This is a genomic window from Stenotrophomonas sp. HMWF003, assembly GCF_003061285.1.
GTDB lineage: Bacteria > Pseudomonadota > Gammaproteobacteria > Xanthomonadales > Xanthomonadaceae > Stenotrophomonas > Stenotrophomonas maltophilia_AP.
The window spans coordinates 7,591-8,435 of sequence record NZ_QAIW01000380.1; the positions used below are offsets into that span (position 1 = coordinate 7,591).

At 72.7% G+C, this 845-nt stretch carries 1 protein-coding gene; it reads right to left on the reverse strand.

What is annotated here, in order from left to right:
• Positions 1-845 (reverse strand): glucosaminidase domain-containing protein (locus DBR34_RS16240; RefSeq protein ID WP_258224014.1); only part of this gene is annotated, 845 nt, incomplete at both ends.

Sequence of the window (845 nt, forward strand, 5' to 3'; positions counted from 1 at the left end):
GATGGCGCGCTCGATGGTCGGGCCGCCGGCAATCGCGGCGATCTTGGCCGCATAGCTGGGATCGGTGGCGTAGCCGGCCTTCTGCAGGCCCTGGGCAAAGCCGCGGACGTCGCCGCCGGCCTGCAGCGCGTTCTGGTAACGCGGGCTGTTCTTGAGCAGTTTCACGTAGTCGGCAAAGCTGTCGCCGACCGAGGTGTAGGCGCGGAAGCTGGCGGTTTCGTTGCGGCGCACGCCGTCCACATATTCATGCGTGCCGCTGCTGGCGCGCTCGCCGCTCCAGCCGGTGGCCTTGATCCCGAACAGGTTGTGCGAGCTGCCGCCGCCGTTGCGCTGCACCAGCTTGCGGCCCCAGCCCGTTTCCAGCGCGGCCTGGGCGACCAGCGCCTTGGCGTCCACGCCCAGTTCGCGCGCGGCCTGCTGCGCATGGCCCCAGATGCTGGCTACGAAGCCTTCCGGGGTGTGCGGGCCGAGCTTGGCGGCGGCGGTGTTGGCTGCCAGCGTGTCGACCGCGCCGGGGCCACGCGCGGTGTCGTTGACGCCGCTCCAGCGGTCGTTGGCCAGCGCCGCCCAGTTCTCCTGGGTGGGCTCGCTCACGCCCGGTGGCGTGGCATACGGATCGCTGCGCCCGATCGCCTCGTGCATCTGGCTGCTTTCGCGGCCGGCGATCAGGTCCAGGGCGCGCTCCATCGGCTGCAGCACCGCCGACGGATCGGCGCCACGCAGCTGCTGCAGCAGGTCCACTTCGCTCGGCGCGGTGGCCGGGGCGGTGCCGGTGGGCAGCGCCATCGGCGTGGCGGCGGGCGCGTTGAGCCGGTAGGCACGCAGCGCGGCGGCCGGGTTCGGCG